This window comes from Enterobacter sp. MF024 (assembly GCF_005843915.1).
In the GTDB taxonomy this organism is placed as follows: Bacteria; Pseudomonadota; Gammaproteobacteria; order Enterobacterales; family Enterobacteriaceae; genus Enterobacter; species Enterobacter barmai.
The window spans coordinates 744,563-758,354 of record NZ_VCBB01000001.1; the positions used below are offsets into that span (position 1 = coordinate 744,563).

A 13,792-nucleotide genomic window follows, 5' to 3' on the forward strand; every position below is an offset into this window, starting at 1 on the left:
CCGCTCCCTGGCGTTTAACGACCGCCCATAATGGCGATGTAGTCCTGAACCCAGCGGCTGTACGGAACGAATTTCCCGCCGTTGGCGGTCGGCGTTTTCCAGAACATGATTTTGTCGAAATAGTTATAACCGTTGGTTTCGCAGCCTTTGTCGCCGAGCAGGGTGCTGGCTTTACAGCCTTCCGCCACCACCGGCAGCGAGCCGAACCATCCCGCCAGATCGCCCTGCACTTTCGGCGTCAGGGACCAGTTCATCCACTTATAGGCGCACATCGGGTGTTTGGCGTCGGCGTGCAGCATGGTGGTATCCGCCCAGCCCGTAACGCCCTCTTTCGGGAAGACGGTGCCAATCGGCTGATTCTCACCTTTCAGGGCGTTGGCCTGATACGGCCAGGCGCTGGAGGCCACCACCCCTTCGTTTTTGAAATCACTCATCTGGACGGTGGTGTCGTGCCAGTAGCGGTGGATAAGCGCATGCTGATCTTTGAGCACCTTCACCACCGCCGCGTACTGTTTTTCCGTCAGCTGGTAGGGATCGGTGATGCCCAGATCCGGCTGGGTGGCTTTGACGTACAGCGCCGCATCGGCAACGTAGATCGGGCCATCGTAGGCCTGGACGCGCCCTTTGTTGGTTTTGCCATCCGGCAGGTTTTGCTCTTTAAACACCACGGCCCAGCTGTCAGGCGGCGTCGGGAAGGTTTTGGTGTTGTACATCAGCAGGTTTGGCCCCCACTGGTAGGGTGTGCCATACGCTTTGCCCTCGACGTTAAACCACTCGCCTTTGACGATGCGCGGGTCGATGGTTTTCCAGTTGGGGATTAAATCGGGATTGATCGGCTGCACGCGTTTGCCCATGATCAGGCGCAGGGAGGCGTCGCCGGAAGCGGTGACCAGGTCATAACCGCCCTTCGCCATCAGGCTGACCATCTCATCCGAGGTGGCGGCAGTTTTAACGTTAACTTTGCAGCCGGTCTCTTTTTCAAACTGGGTGACCCAGTCATAATTTTTATCGGTCTCACCCCGTTCGATATAGCCCGGCCAGGCAATGATATCCAGCCGCCCTTCACCCTTGCCGATCTCTTTTGGAGGCTCTGCCGCCTGCGCAGTCAAAATAGTCATGCCGAGCGCGCACAGGCTGCTACGGGCAAATTTTTTGCTCATACGTAATACTCCTGTCGTAATGAAATCAGACGGCAGCCGTGCCGGTAGAATATCTCCTTAATTAAACGTAGACCGCGCCATTGCGGCGCACCCGGCAGGCCTGAGAAATTTCACCAGGTTGTGACCGGGGGCGCATTCCCCGGTAACTGGATTATAGACAAGGGGTTAGCAGACGAAGGGGTTATGCATATTTCCTATGAGCGATAATAAAAAACGCCGCAATTTAATTGCGGCGTTATTAACGGGATAAGAAATAATTATTCAGACCGGCAGATCAATAGCGCAAAAAACCTATTTTTGATTTTTTAACATCTCGCTAATTATCCGCGCTAACTGGATCACCGCCTGCTCTTCCCGCTCCCCCCAGGCCCAGGAGGTATTAAAGCGGAAAAACGGCGTCCAGGTATCGGAGGTGGAAAACATTTTACCCGGGGCGATGCTGATGTGATGCCCCAGCGCCCGGGCGCTAAGCTCCCCGGCATCCAGCGGCGCGGGCAGTTCCAGCCATAAGAAGTAGCCGCTGTCGCTATGGTGAATTTTCACCTCGGCGGGCAGATGGCGCAGCAGCGCCTGCCACGCCTGCTGTTTGCGGTCGGCCAGGGTACGGCGCAGACGCCTGAGATGGGCGTCGTAGCGTTTGGTGGCGAGATAATCCACCAGCGCCAGCTGCATCGGCGAACTGGTGGATAAGGTGCTCATCAGCTGAAGCTGCTGGATGCGGCGTGCATGTTTCCCGGCGGCGACCCAGCCAATACGAAACCCGGCCACCAGGCATTTGGAGAACGACGAGCAGTGCAGCGTCATGTCATGTCGATCCCAGGCTTTCGCCGGGAGCGGCTTTTCGCGGCCGTAATAGAGCTCGCTGTACACATCATCTTCAATCAGCGTGACGTTATGTTGCGCGAGCAAAGCAATAAGCTGCGCTTTCTTTTCGGCACTGAGGGTAAAGCCCAGCGGGTTCTGCCCGTTGGTCATCAGCCAGCAGGCTTTCACCGGATAGTCGTTCAGCGCCTGTGCCAGCGCATTGAGGTCGATCCCGTCGCGCACGTCGGTGGCGACCGACAGCGCCTTGAGCTTCAGTCGCTCCAGCGCCTGCAGCGCGCCGTAGAAACAGGGGTTTTCGACGATCACCCAGTCGCCCGGTTCGGTCACCGCCTGCAGACTGAGGTTGAGGGCTTCGAGCGCCCCGGCGGTAATAACGATTTCATCCGGGGAGATATTCATCCCCTGCTGGGCATAGCGGCGGGCGATGGCGTGGCGCAGATCGACATTCCCCGGCGGCAGGTTCTCGATCACGCTCATGGCGGTAGCGGTTTTGCTGACGTTGGCCAGGGAGCGGTTCAGCTGCTGTAAAGGGAAGAGTCGCGGATCGGGAAAGGCCGAGGCAAAAGGCACCACCGAGGGATCGCGGCTGGCCTGCAGGACGTCGAAGATATAGGTATTGATATCGACCGCCTCGTCGCGCATCACCTGCGCGGGCGGCACCGGCTGTTGCCCGCTCGGACGGGCCGCGACGTAATACCCCGACTGCGGACGCGCCACAATGTGGCCCTGGCTCTCCAGCATCTGGTACGCATGACCGACGGTCATAAAGCTCATTCCGCTGCTGGTCACCTGCTCGCGCAGCGAGGGAAGCTTATCGCCGGGCTGCCAGACGCCGAGTTCGATCTGCGAAATGATTTGCTGCGCCAGGCGCTGGTATTTTTTCATCGGGTTCTCCTTGCTGCGTTCCATAGTATATCAGCAGGAGAAAAAAGGCAGAATTAATAAACTGTTATAGGTGTGAGGGGGATGTCAGCAGGCGTGACGGCGCCTGGCTGGATTACTTACGCAGCTCAAACGGCACCTGGCGGGCATGACGGGAAGCCGCTAAGTGGTCGAGGGTGATCATGGACGATTTGCAGAAAATGCACTTTGCGCCGTGTGGATTTTTTTCAGACACGTCAAAAATGGAAGTGCGGAACTGCGAGCCATGACAGCATGGGCAACGAAAATGGATAGTAGAACTCATGTAAATCTCCTGTACGTATACACGTAAAACTAATGGGCCTTAAAGGCAAAAGGGTCTGAGACAAAACTAATCAGAGCGTAAAGATAAAACCCAGGAGCGACTGTGGAGAGGCACAACGTGATGAGAGATGCTTTAAATACTGCTTAGATATCTTTTGGATTTCAAACCGAAAGAGCATTAACGCATGAATCCAGGAAGGAGGCAAGCGTTATTTACGCTAAAATTCTGTCGGTTACGCGACTCGCTGTATTCATTCAAATTTTTTGATGGGTTCTGTGAAATAAACGGCATTTCATCTCTTTACGTAATCCGTACAGTAACGATCACGCTATTTCTCTGACATCAGGAAAACCCGGAATGAAAAAGATCGGTTTTTTATCATTTGGTCACTGGACCCCGTCGCCGCAGTCCGGCACCCGCAGCGCCGCTGACGCCCTGCTGCAGTCCATCGATCTGGCGGTCGCCGCAGAAGAGCTGGGGGCCGATGGCGCTTATTTCCGGGTGCACCATTTTGCCCGTCAGCTCGCCTCCCCCTTCCCGCTGCTGGCGGCGATTGGCGCGAAAACCAGCCGGATTGAGATTGGCACCGGCGTTATCGACATGCGCTATGAGAACCCGCTCTATATGGCGGAAGATGCGGGCTCAGCCGATTTGATCGCCGGCGGACGCTTGCAGTTGGGCATCAGCCGCGGCTCCCCGGAACAGGTGATCGACGGCTGGCGCTACTTTGGCTACGTGCCGGGCGAAGGTGAAAACGAGTCGGATATGGCGCGCCGCCACACCGAAGTGCTGCTGGACGTCCTGCGCGGCGAAGGCTTTGCCAAACCTAACCCGCAGCCAATGTTCCCTAACCCGCCGGGACTGCTGCGCGTTGAGCCGCATTCCGAAGGGCTGCGGGATCGCATCTGGTGGGGCGCAGGCTCCAATGCCACCGCCGTATGGGCCGCTAAGCTCGGGATGAACCTGCAAAGCTCCACCCTGAAAGACGACGAAACCGGCGAGCCATTCCATATCCAGCAGGCAAAACAGATCCGCGCCTACCGCGAAGCCTGGGCCGAAGCGGGACACACCCGCACGCCGCGCGTCTCGGTCAGCCGCAGCATTTTCGCCCTGATGGACGATCGCGATCGCATGTACTTCGGCTCCAGCCGTAACGAAAGTGACAGCGTGGGCTATCTGGATGAGAAAACCCGTGCCATCTTCGGGCGTAGCTACGCCGCCGAACCTGACAAGCTGATTGCCCAACTGAAACAGGACGAAGCCATCGCCGAAGCGGACACGCTGTTACTGACCATACCGAACCAGCTGGGCGTGGAATATAACGTGCACGTGATTGAGTCGATTCTGAAGCATGTGGCACCGGCTATGGGCTGGCGTGACGCGTAAATACCGGGATGTCTCGCGTAATGGTATTACGCGAGACATTAATAGTTGATTGTTTATGTCAGTTACTTATATAACTGACTGATATATTTGCAATAACTATGGCACATTATGCCTGGCCATTGTCCTAAAACCGTTGTTAAGTAATGGCTGTTTTTTTAGCTTACTGACAAAAGGAGTTTGGCATGGCAATTCCGGCGTACTTGTGGTTAAAAGATAATGGCGGGGCAGATATCCGCGGTTCTGTTGATGTTCGTCATCGCGAAGGCAGTATTGAAATATTTGGATTTGGCCACGGTCTTCATTTACCTACAGACAGCAACACTGGAAAGATAACGGGTACGCGTATCCACAGCGCGTTAGTTTTGAAAAAGAGTTCGATTCTTCTAGTCCTTATCTTTATAAAGCTGTTGCCCATGGGCAAACCCTGAAGTCAGCTGAATTTAAATGGTATCGCATTAATTACGCGGGGCTGGAAGAAGAGTACTTTAATATGCTCCTCGAAGGGGTAAAAGTCGTATCTGTTTGCCCGCTCATGCATGATGTACAAAATCCTTCAACAGTTAAACACAACCATCTTGAATCAATCGCCCTGCGCTATGAAAAAATCACGTGGAAACACTGTGACGGGAATATCATTTTTTCCGATGCGTGGAATGAAAGATGATTCGTTGCACATTTCATTTGAATGGTGGGCAGTTGTCTACCCTGAGTTGTCCGGGGGTCGGGTTCTTTCCTGCATATTCTGGACACGCCGGAGCCAACAGAAATAATCCAGATTCTGTTGCCTTGAAAAAGAAAGGGCCATTGCCTCCTGGGAAATATTTCATTGTTACTCGTTACCGTGGAGGTCTCGGTTCCCGTTGGCACGATATGTTCAAAGAACTTGAAAGTGGTTCAAACCGTGACTTTTGGTTTGCACTTTACCGGGACGATAGGGTTTTCGATGACTCAACATTTATAGAAAACGTAGAGCGCGGTGCTTTTCGTCTTCATCCAGCAGGCAGTTCAGGAATTAGTGAAGGATGTATTACATTGCCAAATCATTCCCACTATCGAATTCTCCACCATGCATTGTTAAGCACAGGTTCTTTTCCTATTAAAGCCGAGCTTAAAGCATTTGGCACTATACAGGTCTATTAATGAAACCCAGCACCAGCGTAGTTATATGGTTAACAGAGTTAGCTCTTCTGTGTCTCGTTTATTCTTTTATTTGTATCGTTATGCCCGACGTCTGGTTGTATGACATCTACACAGATACGTTTGGTTTTCTGACCGAGGCTCAGTGGTACGATCGTTACATATTTGCTTTGTCCATTTTATCTCTGTTGTTTACCACGCTTTTAATCTGGCTGTTCGCCCGCTACAGGTTTAAGCGTCATACCCGTAGAGAATAACGCCCAAACATAATGCCAATCCGTAGGCCCGTGCAAGCGAAGCGCCGCCGGGCAATAAGCCCATCGACTATAACAGTCCCGGTTAACTCACCATTTCATTCAAACTGTTATAGATAAATTCCCCGTTTCTGTCTCTGATACTCACTTTTGCGCTGATTTACCATAACAGACACACCGATTGACCTTGAGGCTGTGCATGTTTGGTTTAGATGCGTTTCACCTGGCGAGGATCCAGTTTGCGTTTACTGTCTCCTTCCACATTATTTTCCCGGCGATCACCATTGGTCTCGCCAGCTATCTGGCGGTGCTGGAGGGGTTATGGCTGAAAAGCAAAAACCCCGTCTGGCGCTCGCTGTACCATTTCTGGTCGAAGATTTTCGCCGTCAACTTTGGTATGGGCGTGGTCTCCGGGCTGGTGATGGCCTACCAGTTTGGCACCAACTGGAGCGGTTTTTCCCAGTTTGCGGGCAGCATTACCGGCCCGCTGCTGACCTATGAAGTGCTGACCGCGTTCTTCCTCGAAGCCGGTTTTCTGGGCGTGATGCTCTTCGGCTGGAACAAAGTCGGGCCGGGGCTGCACTTCTTTGCCACCTGCATGGTGGCGCTGGGCACTATCATCTCCACCTTCTGGATCCTTGCCTCGAACAGCTGGATGCAGACCCCGCAGGGCTTTGAGATCGTCAACGGCCAGGTGGTGCCGGTGGACTGGTTCGCGGTGGTGTTTAACCCCTCCTTCCCGTATCGCCTGCTGCATATGTCCATTGCCGCGTTCCTCAGCAGCGCGCTGTTTGTCGCGGCTTCTGCGGCCTGGCACCTGCTGCGCGGAAACAACACCCCCGCCATTCGCCGCATGTTCTCGATGGCGCTGTGGATGACGCTGATCGTCGCCCCCATTCAGGCGATGGTCGGGGATATGCATGGCCTAAACACCCTCAAGCATCAGCCGGCCAAAATTGCCGCTATCGAAGGCCACTGGGAAAACCCGCCCGGCGAGCCCACCCCGCTGCTGCTGTTTGGCTGGCCGGATATGGAGCAGGAGCGCACCCACTACGGGCTGGAGATCCCGGCGCTCGGCAGCCTGATCCTCACCCACAGTCTGGATAAGCAGGTTCCGGCGCTGAAGGAGTTCCCGAAAGAGGATCGCCCCAACTCTACCATCGTCTTCTGGTCGTTCCGCATTATGGCCGGGCTGGGCATGCTGATGCTGCTGCTGGGTGCCGTCGCCCTGTGGCTGCGCTATAAGCAGCGGCTCTACCACTCCCGGCCGTTCCTGTGGTTTGCCCTGTTGATGGGGCCGTCGGGACTCATTGCCATTCTCGCCGGGTGGGTGACTACCGAGGTAGGCCGCCAGCCATGGGTGGTGTACGGGCTACAGCGCACCAAAGATGCGGTCTCCGCTCACGGCGATCTGCATATGAGCGTTAGCCTGCTGGCCTTCATCGTGGTCTACACCTCGGTGTTTGGCGTGGGATACAGCTACATGGTGCGCCTGATTAAAAAGGGGCCGCAGGAAGAAGAGACCTTCCCGACCGAAAACGATGGACGCCCGGCACGCCCGCTCTCGGCTGCGAGCACTGAATTTACTACCAAGGAGACACCATAATGGGCATCGATCTCTCCCTGATCTGGTTTGTGATCATCGTCTTCGCCACCCTGATGTACATCGTGATGGACGGCTTTGACCTCGGCATTGGCATTCTGTTTCCCGCGATTCAGGACGCGGACGATCGGGATGTGATGGTCAACAGCGTCGCCCCGGTGTGGGACGGGAACGAAACCTGGCTGGTGCTGGGCGGGGCCGCGCTGTTTGGCGCCTTTCCGCTGGCCTACGCGGTGATCATCGATGCCCTGACCATCCCGCTGACCTTGATGCTGATTGGGCTGATTTTCCGCGGCGTGGCGTTTGAGTTCCGCTTCAAGGCGACGCCCGCGCACCGCCCCTTCTGGGACAAGGCGTTTATTGGCGGCTCCCTGCTCGCCACCTTCACCCAGGGCGTGGTCGTGGGTGCGGTGATCAACGGTTTTCCGGTTTCAGGCCGCGCTTATGCAGGCGGGCCGTTCGACTGGTTCACGCCGTTCAACCTGTTCTGCGGCCTGGGACTGGCAGTAGCCTATGCCTTTTTAGGCGCCACCTGGCTGGTGATGAAAAGCGAAAACCCGCTGCAGAGCCGGATGCGACAGGTCTCTAAACGCCTGCTGCTTGCGCTGCTAGCGATCATCGCGGTTATCAGCCTCTGGACACCGCTGGCGCATCCGGCCATCGCCGAGCGCTGGTTTAGCCTGCCAAACCTGTTCTTCCTGCTGCCGGTGCCGGTTCTGGTCGTCATTCTGGGGCTGTGTCAGTGGCGTAGCCTGAATAACCCGCACAGCCATCATCTGCCGTTTGTATTGACCCTCGGGTTAATCTTCCTGGGCTTTAGCGGGCTTGGGATCAGCATCTGGCCGCACATCATTCCACCGTCCATTACCTTATGGCAAGCCGCTGCGCCTGCCCAGAGTCAGGGCTTTATGCTGGTGGGGGCGCTGTTTATTATCCCGATCATCCTTGTCTACACTTTCTGGAGCTACTACGTATTTCGCGGAAAAGTCCAGCCTGGGGAGGGCTATCACTGATGAATCAACCTGTCTGGAAACGCCTGATGTGGATGGTGATTATCTGGGGCGGCAGCGTGTTAGCGCTGGCGCTGGTGGGAATGTTTTTCCGGGTGCTGATGACGGCGGCGGGGTTTAAGTCTCACTGATTTTCACCCTCACCCTCACCCTAACCCTCTCCCTGGAAGGGAGAGGGGATAGTCTGGCGCCCTTCTTACCCACGAATCCTGACAAAACCTTTCCTGCCTTTGAAGAGCTGAATAATAACCAGACGTAACTATTGGCATCATACCGGGCAAACGTAACCGGATGGTGGCAAGATGTTTACAAGAGCGTTATCGATAATGTTGCTGGCCTGTGCGTTATTTTCGGGTCAGCTGATGGCAGGCCACAAAGGGCACGAGTTTTTTTGGGTGAAGAACGTCGAGCAGCAGTTACGCCACGAGGCGGACAGCGATGAGCTGCGGGTAGCAGCAGAGGAGTCGGCAGACGGCTTGCGCGAACATCACCACTGGCAGAAGTCGCGCAAACCGGATACACATTTTCGCTAATTAACTGCCTTTGCGCTTCGGCAGCGTTTTCAGCAGATCGTCAGGGCTGACGGAGGCCACCACGCTGCCCGGCTGAGGCATTTTGAAGATGTGGTTTTTCATCTTGCCGATGACGTGCATTTCGCACGGACGGCAGTCAAATTTCAGGGTTAACACCTCATCGCCATTCACCAGCTGCATCGGCGTCGCTTTCCAGCTTTTGATATTGCCCTTCGCCTGTTTCGGGCACAGGTTGAAGGCGAAGCGCAGGCAGTGCTTGGTGATCATTACCGGCACGTCGCCCTTCTCTTCGTGCGCTTCATAGGCGGCGTCAATCAACTCCACGCCATAGCGCTGATAGAACGCCCGCGCTTTATGGTTGTAGACGTTCGCCAGGAACGAGAGATGCGTATCCGGGTAGACCGGCGGCGGCACGGAGACCGGTTTGCGGCTGCCGCGAGGGTAGTTTTCCAGACGCGCCGCGTCCAGCATCTCTGCCGTTTCACGACGGAACTGGTTCAGCAGGCTGTTAGGCACAAACAGCGCACCCGGCAGATTGACCTGAATATCACGCGCGTAATAGATGGTCTGGCCCAGTTTAGCGACACCGTCTTTCAGGTTGTTCAGCGCTTTTTCGGCGTTGTTCGCCACCTCAAACTGCCCGTCCAGCGTGTGAGTCACGCTGGTGCCATCTTCGCTGGTCATGGTGAGGATCAGCTGCTCTTCCCAGCCGCCCAGCTCGATATCCACCGCAATGCGACGCTCGCTGGAGGTTTTCAGCAGCGCCTGCTGCCAGTTGTGGTCGAGGTTACGATTAAGCGCCGCATGCGGACGCGCTTTATACAGGTCGGCAGGCATCTCGTTCGGCCAGACGCGGTAGCGGTTTTCTGCGGTTTTTTCTACCGTATTGGCGCGGAAGCCGACCACTTCACGCTTGATCATCACGTTCAGACCGTCGCCGTTGGCCAGCGGTTCGGTCACTTCTACGTCCAGATACTCTTTCGTCACCTTCAGCACTTCACCCACCGGCAGGCCGATAAACTTCGGTGAATCGAATGCGCCGATATCGTCTTTACGCGCGTTCACGAAGTAATCGGTGCTGCCGCGATGGAAGGTCTTGTCGGTGGACGGGATAAAGAAGTGCTCGGTGCGCCCGGCAGAGCTGCGCGCCAGACCGCCGCGATCTTCGATGATGGCATCGAGCATCTGACGGTAATGGGCGGTGATGTTCTTCACGTAGCTCATATCTTTGTAGCGCCCTTCAATCTTGAAGGACTGCACGCCCGCGTCGATCAGCGCGCCGAGGTTGGCGGTCTGGTCGTTGTCTTTCATCGACAGGAGGTGTTTTTCAAAAGCGACCACGCGGCCCTGATCGTCTTTCAGGGTGTACGGCAGACGACAGGCCTGGGAGCAGTCGCCGCGGTTGGCGCTGCGCCCGGTCTGGGCGTGGGAGATGTTGCACTGGCCGGAGTAAGCCACGCACAGGGCACCGTGAATAAAGAACTCGATAGTGGCGTCGGTCGCCTGGCGGATGTCGCGGATCTGATTGAGGTTCAGCTCGCGGGCCAGCACGATCTGGGTAAAGCCCGCATCAGACAGGAATTTCGCTTTCTCTACGCTGCGGATATCGCACTGGGTACTGGCGTGCAGCTCAATCGGCGGGATATCCATTTCGAGGACGCCCATATCCTGGACGATCAGCGCGTCGACGCCGGTCTGGTACAGATCGGTGATCAGACGCTGCGCCGGTTCCAGTTCATCATCATGAAGAATGGTGTTCAGGGTCACGAACACTTTCGCGCCAAAACGGTGGGCGAACGGCACCAGGTCGGCGATATCGCGCAGGCTGTTGCTGGCATTATGGCGGGCGCCAAATCCAGGGCCGCCGATATAGACCGCATCGGCACCGTGAAGGATCGCTTCACGGGCAATGGCGGCGTCACGAGCCGGGCTTAAAAGTTCAAGATGATGGGATGGCAGGCGCATACTTCGTCGTTATCCGTTATGGTCAAAATGGCGGCTATTGTAGTCAGAAGTATGGGCCAGTGAAACAGTTTTGCGTGCCTTTAGCGGGGATAATGGATGAGTGAGTGAAAGTGCACCGTCTGGCCGCTGCTGTTGCGGTAGGCGTGCGGTTTATCCCCGGCAAATCGCAGGCCGGTATCGGGCATAAGGGTCTGCCAGACGCCGTCGATCTGCATTTCCAGTTCGCCGCTGATCACCACCACATGTTCAATCACCCCCGCCTCGTGCGGCGTGGATTCGCTGAGCGCGCCGGGTGCCAGGGTTATGGAAAAATGATCGTACTTCAGCGCGTCATCCCAGGGGAACAGGGGTTTCACCACCATCGCCTGCTGCTGGGGATCAAACACAGCCGGGTTCTCCGCTTCGGGGGTGATAAAGGTCGAGAACGGCACGTTAAGCCCGGTGGCAATTTTCCACAGCGTCGAAACCGTCGGGCTGGATTCGTTGCGTTCCACCTGGCCGAGCATCGCTTTCGACACCCCGGTCTCTTCTGCCAGCTTCGACAGGCTCCAGCCGCGCGCCTGACGCAGCGTTTTCAGTGTGATGGCAAGATGTTGTGTGATGTCCATGGTCCCTCCCGTTGCCGCGAGTGTAGCACTTGTATGCTATAACGCACAGTGCTACATTCACGGCTGTTATAACGCACAACGGAGTTCCCATGCGCGCATCCTCGCTCACCTTTCCCACCGTCCTGTCCGGCTTTGTCGCCGTGCTGGTGGGCTACGCCAGTTCCGCCGCCATTATCTGGCAGGCCGCCGCTGCCGCAGGTGCAACGGCACCGCAGATAGCAGGCTGGATGACCGCATTAGGGCTTGGTATGGGCATCAGCACCCTGGGGCTGTCGTGGTGGTATAAAGCCCCGGTGCTGACCGCCTGGTCGACGCCGGGTGCCGCCCTGCTGGCGACCAGCCTGCAGGGGGTGAGCCTGTCGGAAACTATCGGCATCTTTATCTTCGCCAATGCGTTAATCCTGATTTGCGGCGTCAGCGGTCTGTTCGCCCGGCTGATGAAGATCATCCCCCACTCGCTGGCGGCGGCGATGCTCGCCGGGGTGCTGCTGCGTTTTGGTCTGCAGGCCTTCAGTAATCTGGAAGGACATCTACTGCTGTGCGGCAGCATGCTGCTGGCCTGGCTGCTGACCAAAGCCTTCGCCCCGCGCTATGCCATTGTCGCCACCCTGCTGGTGGGCGGTGCGGTGGCGGCCCTGAACGGTGACGTTGTCACCGACAGGCTCACCTTCGCCGTGGTGATGCCGGAATTTATTGCCCCAACCTTTAATCTGACCACGCTTATCAGCATCGGTCTGCCCTTCTTCCTGGTGACCATGGCTTCGCAGAATGCGCCCGGGTTCGCCACCATGAAAGCCTCCGGCTATCCGGTAGCCGTCTCGCCGCTGATTATCGTCACCGGCGGGCTGGCGCTGCTGCTGTCGCCGTTCGGCGTGTACTCCATCTGCATCGCGGCCATCACCGCCGCCATCTGTCAGAGCCCGGACGCGCACCCGGATGCCAGCAAGCGCTGGCTGGCCGCAGCCGCGGCAGGCGTGTTTTATCTGCTGGCGGGGATTTTTGGCGGCTCGATTAGCGGGCTGATGGCGGCCCTGCCGTTAAGCTGGATCCAGACTCTGGCGGGCCTGGCGCTGCTGGGCACTATCGGCGGCAGTCTGCACCAGGCGCTGCACAATGAAGCCGAGCGCGATGCGGCTATCGTGACCTTTCTGCTCACCGCCAGCGGGGCAACGCTTGCAGGAATTGGTTCGGCGTTCTGGGGATTAGTGGCGGGCGGCGTCTGCTACGCCCTGCTGTTACGCACTCGCCGCGCGTAGCTGGGACGGCGTAAGCCCTGTCGCGGCGCGAAAGCGGTTGCTGAAATGGCTGGCGGAGCTGAACCCGCAGGCCAGCGCAATATCGGTAAGCGGCTGACGGGTGCTGCGGACCAGGGTTTTGGCCTTCTCCATCCGCCGCTGCATCACATACTGGTGCGGGGCCATCTGCATCGACTGACGGAACATGCGGGCAAAGTGAAACTCACTCAGGCTCGCCTGCGCCGCCAGATCCGCCAGGGTCAGCGGCTGGGCCAGATTCTCTTCGATAAACGTCAGCACGTTGCGCAGCACGAACGGCGACAGCCCGCCGGTAACGGTCGGCAACGTCCACTGAACGTTGCTGTAGTGCTGCACCAGATGGGTCAGGAGCAGCGTCGAGGCGGTGCTCAGCGTCAGCTGATTGGCAGACTGCTGCCAGTCGCAGCCAAGGATAAAATGACGGTACAGGGCGGTAATGCTGGCGTCATCGCCAAACAGATTTTCGTCGAGGGTAAAACTGTACGGGCTTTTGTCCCATACCTGCTCCCCCACGTTGCGCAGGTGATCGTCGGTACAGTAGAGATGCACAAATGACAGATCGTCGCGAATATCCCAAGTGGACTCGCTCTCTTTCGGCATCAGACAAAAACGATCCGGCCCGCCGCCGTTTTTCCAGCCTGCGGTGGTTTTGTGATAGCTCTCGTAACCGTCGGCGATATAAAGGCTCAGCGTGTGGTGATCGCAATATTGCGTAATGGTGTCACGTTTATTTGACCAGGCCGCCAGCTGGATCCCTGAATTCAGCGCCACGGCATTATGTAATACCGCTTTATGCTTGCGCAGATTCTCAAAGGCACCGTAGGTCTCAGCCATAACCACTCACACACCTG

Annotated in this window: 13 protein-coding genes and 1 pseudogene; 8 read left to right on the forward strand and 6 right to left on the reverse strand. The window is 56.8% G+C overall.

Annotation, left to right across the window (positions count from 1 at the left end):
* Window positions 1–14: 14 nt before the first annotated feature.
* The 3 genes from ydcS to FFB58_RS03725 all read right to left on the reverse strand — a co-directional run bounded on the left by ydcS (window position 15) and on the right by FFB58_RS03725 (window position 3,171).
* Window positions 15–1,160 (reverse strand): putative ABC transporter substrate-binding protein YdcS, encoded by a 1,146-nt coding sequence (ydcS, locus tag FFB58_RS03715; protein WP_138369048.1) that lies wholly within the window; start codon window positions 1,158–1,160, stop codon window positions 15–17.
* A gap of 291 nt (window positions 1,161–1,451) precedes the next feature.
* Window positions 1,452–2,870: a PLP-dependent aminotransferase family protein gene (locus FFB58_RS03720; RefSeq protein ID WP_138369049.1), complete on the reverse strand. Its 1,419-nt coding sequence runs from the start codon at window positions 2,868–2,870 to the stop codon at window positions 1,452–1,454.
* Between the two features lie 112 nt (window positions 2,871–2,982).
* Window positions 2,983–3,171: a hypothetical protein gene (locus FFB58_RS03725; protein WP_039028652.1), complete on the reverse strand. Its 189-nt coding sequence runs from the start codon at window positions 3,169–3,171 to the stop codon at window positions 2,983–2,985.
* 357 nt (window positions 3,172–3,528) lie between these two features.
* On the opposite strand from FFB58_RS03725, the gene FFB58_RS03730 reads away from it, so the two are divergent.
* From FFB58_RS03730 to FFB58_RS03760, 7 genes and pseudogenes are all read left to right on the forward strand, one after another.
* Entirely contained in the window at window positions 3,529–4,557 is a 1,029-nt protein-coding gene (locus FFB58_RS03730) for an LLM class flavin-dependent oxidoreductase (RefSeq protein WP_138369050.1), read from the forward strand.
* A 182-nt stretch (window positions 4,558–4,739) separates the two neighbouring features.
* Window positions 4,740–5,158, forward strand: a pseudogene (gene tssD / locus FFB58_RS03735) (type VI secretion system tube protein TssD); the annotation flags it as partial.
* A 59-nt stretch (window positions 5,159–5,217) separates the two neighbouring features.
* On the forward strand, window positions 5,218–5,697 hold the full coding sequence (locus tag FFB58_RS03740) for a DUF2778 domain-containing protein (RefSeq protein ID WP_138369051.1): 480 nt from the start codon (window positions 5,218–5,220) through the stop codon (window positions 5,695–5,697).
* 450 nt (window positions 5,698–6,147) lie between these two features.
* The gene (locus FFB58_RS03745; RefSeq protein ID WP_138369052.1) at window positions 6,148–7,554 is read left to right on the forward strand and encodes a cytochrome ubiquinol oxidase subunit I; all 1,407 of its coding nucleotides are present in this window, start codon (window positions 6,148–6,150) and stop codon (window positions 7,552–7,554) included.
* Window positions 7,554–8,564, forward strand: coding sequence for a cytochrome d ubiquinol oxidase subunit II (gene cydB / locus FFB58_RS03750; RefSeq protein ID WP_138369053.1), 1,011 nt, complete (start codon window positions 7,554–7,556; stop codon window positions 8,562–8,564). The genes FFB58_RS03745 and cydB overlap by 1 nt, the downstream gene beginning before the upstream one ends.
* Window positions 8,564–8,692: a DUF2474 domain-containing protein gene (locus FFB58_RS03755; RefSeq protein WP_032610877.1), complete on the forward strand. Its 129-nt coding sequence runs from the start codon at window positions 8,564–8,566 to the stop codon at window positions 8,690–8,692. The genes cydB and FFB58_RS03755 overlap by 1 nt, the downstream gene beginning before the upstream one ends.
* A 171-nt stretch (window positions 8,693–8,863) precedes the next feature.
* Window positions 8,864–9,094, forward strand: a complete 231-nt coding sequence (locus FFB58_RS03760; protein WP_039028647.1) for a DUF2554 family protein — start codon at window positions 8,864–8,866, stop codon at window positions 9,092–9,094.
* On the opposite strand, the gene FFB58_RS03765 is transcribed toward FFB58_RS03760, so the two are convergent.
* Together FFB58_RS03765 and FFB58_RS03770 are read right to left on the reverse strand one after the other, a co-directional pair.
* Window positions 9,095–11,059: a U32 family peptidase gene (locus tag FFB58_RS03765; protein ID WP_039028646.1), complete on the reverse strand. Its 1,965-nt coding sequence runs from the start codon at window positions 11,057–11,059 to the stop codon at window positions 9,095–9,097. It abuts the gene before it with no gap.
* 80 nt (window positions 11,060–11,139) lie between these two features.
* On the reverse strand, window positions 11,140–11,667 hold the full coding sequence (locus tag FFB58_RS03770) for an XRE family transcriptional regulator (protein WP_138369054.1): 528 nt from the start codon (window positions 11,665–11,667) through the stop codon (window positions 11,140–11,142).
* A 68-nt stretch (window positions 11,668–11,735) separates the two neighbouring features.
* Here FFB58_RS03770 and FFB58_RS03775 point away from each other — a divergent pair, with 68 nt between their 5' ends.
* Window positions 11,736–12,923, forward strand: coding sequence for a benzoate/H(+) symporter BenE family transporter (locus FFB58_RS03775; protein WP_255296768.1), 1,188 nt, complete (start codon window positions 11,736–11,738; stop codon window positions 12,921–12,923).
* Here FFB58_RS03775 and FFB58_RS03780 read toward each other — a convergent pair.
* Window positions 12,903–13,775 (reverse strand): helix-turn-helix domain-containing protein, encoded by an 873-nt coding sequence (locus FFB58_RS03780; protein ID WP_138369055.1) that lies wholly within the window; start codon window positions 13,773–13,775, stop codon window positions 12,903–12,905. The two genes, FFB58_RS03775 and FFB58_RS03780, sit on opposite strands and share 21 nt — an antisense overlap.
* Between the last annotated feature and the right edge of the window lie 17 nt (window positions 13,776–13,792).

Coding starts and splice junctions, on each gene's coding strand:
- FFB58_RS03720 (WP_138369049.1), bottom strand. CDS start 2,870: ATGAAAAAATACCAGCGCCTGGCGCAGCAAATCATTTCGCAGATCGAA.
- FFB58_RS03780 (WP_138369055.1), bottom strand. CDS start 13,775: ATGGCTGAGACCTACGGTGCCTTTGAGAATCTGCGCAAGCATAAAGCG.
- FFB58_RS03760 (WP_039028647.1), top strand. CDS start 8,864: ATGTTTACAAGAGCGTTATCGATAATGTTGCTGGCCTGTGCGTTATTT.
- cydB (WP_138369053.1), top strand. CDS start 7,554: ATGGGCATCGATCTCTCCCTGATCTGGTTTGTGATCATCGTCTTCGCC.
- FFB58_RS03725 (WP_039028652.1), bottom strand. CDS start 3,171: ATGAGTTCTACTATCCATTTTCGTTGCCCATGCTGTCATGGCTCGCAG.
- FFB58_RS03745 (WP_138369052.1), top strand. CDS start 6,148: ATGTTTGGTTTAGATGCGTTTCACCTGGCGAGGATCCAGTTTGCGTTT.
- FFB58_RS03765 (WP_039028646.1), bottom strand. CDS start 11,059: ATGCGCCTGCCATCCCATCATCTTGAACTTTTAAGCCCGGCTCGTGAC.
- FFB58_RS03770 (WP_138369054.1), bottom strand. CDS start 11,667: ATGGACATCACACAACATCTTGCCATCACACTGAAAACGCTGCGTCAG.
- ydcS (WP_138369048.1), bottom strand. CDS start 1,160: ATGAGCAAAAAATTTGCCCGTAGCAGCCTGTGCGCGCTCGGCATGACT.
- FFB58_RS03755 (WP_032610877.1), top strand. CDS start 8,564: ATGAATCAACCTGTCTGGAAACGCCTGATGTGGATGGTGATTATCTGG.
- FFB58_RS03740 (WP_138369051.1), top strand. CDS start 5,218: ATGATTCGTTGCACATTTCATTTGAATGGTGGGCAGTTGTCTACCCTG.
- FFB58_RS03730 (WP_138369050.1), top strand. CDS start 3,529: ATGAAAAAGATCGGTTTTTTATCATTTGGTCACTGGACCCCGTCGCCG.